The organism is Variovorax sp. P4_D9, assembly GCF_056401695.1.
This window is the reverse complement of the sequence record NZ_JBFUIU010000884.1, coordinates 1-3482: the sequence shown is the minus strand read 5'-3', so window position 1 is coordinate 3482 and position 3482 is coordinate 1. Positions and strand designations below refer to the sequence as shown.

The 3482-nt window shown below is 63.6% G+C and carries 4 protein-coding genes; 3 read left to right on the top strand and 1 reads right to left on the bottom strand.

What is annotated here, in order from left to right:
- Window positions 1-543: 543 nt before the first annotated feature.
- From AC1DY5_RS47460 to AC1DY5_RS47450, 3 genes are all read left to right on the top strand, one after another.
- A complete protein-coding gene (locus AC1DY5_RS47460) occupies window positions 544-735 on the top strand; it encodes a hypothetical protein (RefSeq protein ID WP_478121315.1) in 192 nt (63 codons plus the stop codon).
- Window positions 736-783: 48 nt separating this feature from the next.
- Window positions 784-1206, top strand: a complete 423-nt coding sequence (locus tag AC1DY5_RS47455) for a globin family protein (RefSeq protein ID WP_478121314.1) — start codon at window positions 784-786, stop codon at window positions 1204-1206.
- Window positions 1207-1325: 119 nt separating this feature from the next.
- Window positions 1326-2963 carry an MFS transporter gene (locus AC1DY5_RS47450; RefSeq protein WP_478121313.1) on the top strand — a complete coding sequence of 546 codons (1638 nt, stop codon included), beginning with the start codon at window positions 1326-1328 and terminating at the stop codon, window positions 2961-2963.
- Window positions 2964-3164: 201 nt separating this feature from the next.
- Here the strand turns inward: AC1DY5_RS47450 and AC1DY5_RS47445 are convergent.
- On the bottom strand, window positions 3165-3482 hold a 318-nt coding region (locus tag AC1DY5_RS47445; RefSeq protein WP_478121312.1), incomplete at its 5' end, for a hypothetical protein.

Below are 3482 nucleotides of genomic sequence, written 5' to 3'. Positions count from 1 at the left end.
TCATGAGACTGTTATGTCGAGCCGTTTCCGTCCGGCTCGGCTGTCGGCGCGGGCGCCTTGCGCATGGAGCGCATAACAGGAAACTGCACCAAATACAGGAAATGTGCTTAAGCACATTTGATGTACCTCACCACCGAAAGGGAGTCCAGGCTCGCGGCGATGCGGGGGTTTTGGCGCTCGCGGACGGCGGACGATTCGCGTCAATGAAACTTGCGAGATCTTTGCTTTCTGAGCGGCGTGCGATTTCGAGATGGTCACCGAAGCCGTTGAAAAGCCTGGGACGGTGGGGCGTAACGAGCTATCGTCCTTGCACCGAGAACTGGCTGAACGACTGCGTGGCGAGATGGCGAAAGCGAGTGCTAACCAACAAAAGCGCCACTATTTTCGAAGATTCTTGTTGCCGGGCGGCTCGACCTGCCGGCCCCCGTGCCGGATGGTCTCGGCATGATCGCCCGGGAAGCACGGAAGGGCGTTTGGCACGATCGCATGGGGTCTTCACCAACCGGTGTCGCAGTCGGTACCGGACTCAGGTACCTTTAGCCCGTGCTAAACAGATTCCGCCATCAATCCGTACCCGGGCGCCGCCAGCAGCGCGCACCGGCGCCGCTGCTTGAGCGCGACGAGCGTTCGGACGAGATGATGCGGCGCATCAGCGCGAGCAAGCGCTTTTCTTTCGAAGGCGCCTGCGAGGCCGTCGCGGAGGCGACCGAGAAGGCAAGGACCTCGACGGGATGAGGCCGGGCTTGGGACGCGGCCAGCTGCCCGCCTTGAGCGGGCTTTTCTTTGCCCATTGATGGCAACAAGCAGAAAGCCCACGCCGCCGCCGCACGGCAATTATCGGACCTGCTGTATGACGCTCTCGAAGCGCAGGGCATCGATCCGGATTGGTTTGCCGATCTGTTCGCCGATTGGAAAGCGCTGGGTCCTGCGGGCGAGTATTCGAGCTTTTACTTCGGCAAGGACGGCGCCTACGCGAACCGAGGAGGGGGAGGGCGCATGGTGCTGCGCCACGCCCATCTGCCGCCGGCCGATCCAGCCGAACTGCCCGAGTGGAGCCGCTTGCACCGTCGGCGCCGGCGCCGTGAGCGACGCGTGCGTCATTTATGCGTACGCCGCTGTACGGGTACCTGCTTCTCTACATCGCACGCGAGCCCAACGGGCCCGCCATCTCGGACATGCGCATTGCAAGTTCGGCACGCTTCATGAATCAACTCGCTGACGCAGCCGAGGCGTTCATCCACGATGGGTCAGTGGTGCTTTGAGGATGCGCTGAAGGCGATCGAGACCGAACCGGCGTAGCGCGTGGCGATGGCTAGACTCTGTGCGTGAAAGCTCTTCTCGCTACCTCTGCATCACGGCTGTTTGCAACCTCGCCGCTGCGGCATCCGCGGTTCCGGTTGTTCTATTTCGGCTCGCTCGGAACGGCACTTGGCTACACGATGCAGACGACCGTCGCCGCCTGGGTGATGGCGACGCTGACGACGTCCGAGTTCATGGTCGCCCTCGTCCAGACGGCAAGTACTGCACCGGCACTGTTGTTCGGGTTGGTCGCAGGCGCGCTCGCAGACATCGTTGATCGACGCCGGCTCATCCTCGTAACGCAATGGCTGTTGCTTGTCTCCACCGCAGTCTTGGGTGCAGCCACGCTCGCGGGACTCGTCGGCCCGGCACTGCTCCTTGCGCTCACCTTCGTGGTCGGTGCCGGCCTCAGCTTGTACCTGCCTGCCCAGGCGGCGAGCATCCACGACCTCGTGTCCAGGGAAGAGTTGCCGCGTGCCGTGGCCCTGGGTGCGGTCGCCTTCAATGTCGCTCGCGCGGTCGGTCCCGCGCTGGCCGGGGGGATCGCCGCCTGGCTGGGCTCAGGCAGCGCGCTCGTTGCGAGCTCGCTTTGTTTCGTGCTGATGATCATCGCGGTCTATCGCATGAAGAAGCGCGAGCGCGGGCTGCCGGGCGTCCCGGAAACCGTGTTTATGGGCGTCCGGGTTGGCCTGCGCTTCGCACGACACTCTTTGCCGATGCGTTCGCTGCTGATCCGCAACGTCAGTTTCAGCCTGTGCGCGAGCGCGTTCTGGGCGCTGCTTCCGGTGATCGCGCGCGACCAACTCCAACTCGGTGCCGGCGGCTTTGGTCTGCTCTCGGCCGGTTTCGGCATCGGTGCAATCGCCGGAGCGTTGGCCATCCCGCGGCAGCTGCAGGGCAGATCGTTGAACGTTGTGGTGACGTGGGCTTCGATTCTGTGGATTGGCGCGATGGCCTTGCTGGCGGCAACCGATGTTGTCGTCCTCGCGATCGTTGCAGCTTGCGGCGGCGGTGCGGCATGGGTTTCGGTGCTTGCTGGTCTCTCGGCTGGAACTCAGACCAGCGCGCCCGCCTGGGTTCGAGCGCGCGCCGTCTCCGTGAACCTTGTGGCCATGCAAGTGAGTCTCGCGTTCGGCAGTGCGCTGTGGGGTGCGGCGGCCTCGGCGGCTGGAACTCGACTCGCGCTTGCCGGCTCCGTCACCACCATGCTGTTGCTGCTCGCCATCAGTCACCGCGCACGAGTTGCGATGGGCAAGGAGGCCGACGTCACTCCGGGGGCGCAATTGCCGGAACTGGCCATTGCCGTCGAGCCCAAGCCGGATGACGGTCCAGTGCTGATTCAGATTGAGTACCGGATCGATCTTGCGTATCGTGAGGAGTTTCTTCGCGCCATCCATGATGTCGAGCCTGCACGGCGTCGAAATGGGGCGAGCAGCTGGCGGGTCTTTCGCGATCTGGGTGAAGACGGGCTCTTTGTCGAGCGATTCATCATTGCGTCCTGGGCCGAGTACGTCCGCACGCGCGCGCGGGCGACCATCGCAGATCGAACCCTCCAGGATCGCATTGAGCGTTCTCAACGGACCGGCGTTCCGGTACGGATTTCGAGGTTGATCGGTATCGATCGGGATCGCGACGTCCCCGGCGACGAAGCGCGCCACGGATAACCTGCATGGCGGGCGCTTTATCCAAATTCGGGTCTTCCGCACTTTGTGTGACGCCCAAGTTGGAGGCCTTGATTGCGCCCCTGGGCGACCTCATCTCTGGGCAACATGGCCAGTGGTCGTATCGGTGTAATCGATCGCGTTGTCGCTCGGGTCTTACTTTCCGAGGTCGGCGCGTAATTTCCTGACTGCGAAGGATGGGGTCTAGAACGTGCCGGCCGGGACGCCAAGGAGGGCGAGCACTTGGCGCTGCAACTGTGTGACCTTGAGGTCGAAGACCTGGACGGGGTGTCCGTGCTGAAGCAGATGGTGGCGCTCGGCGAGGCTGAACAGCCGTAGCACCTGCTCGGTGGTGGGGTTGCGCGCACTGGCGTTGCTCGGGATAGATGGGGTGGTTGGCGACAATTGGCTTGGGTGCGCCGGGAGACCGGCAAGGAGTAAGTGGTGAAAGTCCACCGCAATGAAGGAATAGCGAACCGCATTGGCCCCGAGCCGTGCGCAGGCATCCGCGAGGGTGTCGGC